Source organism: Mesorhizobium sp. M2A.F.Ca.ET.037.01.1.1, from assembly GCF_003998075.1.
GTDB lineage: Bacteria > Pseudomonadota > Alphaproteobacteria > Rhizobiales > Rhizobiaceae > Mesorhizobium.
The window spans coordinates 1-573 of record NZ_RZSA01001710.1 but is presented as its reverse complement, the minus strand read 5'-3'; the positions used below and the strand labels follow the sequence as shown (position 1 = coordinate 573).

General features: G+C 67.4%; 1 protein-coding gene. It reads left to right on the top strand.

All coding sequences use genetic code 11. The annotated features are described in order from the left end of the window. Positions 1-573 (top strand): aldehyde dehydrogenase family protein (locus EOA27_RS39365; protein WP_127259085.1); only part of this gene is annotated, 573 nt, incomplete at both ends.

The following is a 573-nucleotide window of genomic DNA, read 5'->3' as shown; positions in this document are numbered from 1 at the left end:
GTCACGCATCCCGGCGTGGCGAAGGTCGCCTTCACCGGCGGCGACGCCACCGGCCGGCGCGTCTACCAGGCCGCGGCCGGCGGGCTGAAGAAGGTGACGCTGGAGCTCGGCGGCAAGTCGGCGAACATCGTCTTCGCCGACGCCAAGCTGGAGGCCGCGATTCCCGGGTTGGTCTCGGGCATCTTCGCCGCGACCGGCCAGACCTGCATTGCCGGCTCGCGGGCGCTGGTGCAGCGCTCCGTCTACGATCAGGTGGCCGAAAAGCTGGTCGCGTTCGCGAAAACCGCCAGGATCGGCGACCCGCTCGATCCCGATACCCAGGTCGGGCCAATCACGACGCTGCCGCAACACAAGAAGGTCCTCGACTATATCGGCATCGCCCGGGACGAGGGCGCCCAGCAGCTTCTCGGCGGCAAGGTGCCGGAGGACAAGGCGATCGCCGATGGCTGGTTCGTCGAGCCGACCATCTTCGGCAATGTCAGCCAGTCGATGCGCATCGCCCAGGAAGAGGTGTTCGGCCCGGTCCTTTCGATCATTCCGTTCGAGGATGAGGACGAAGCCGTTGCCATCGCC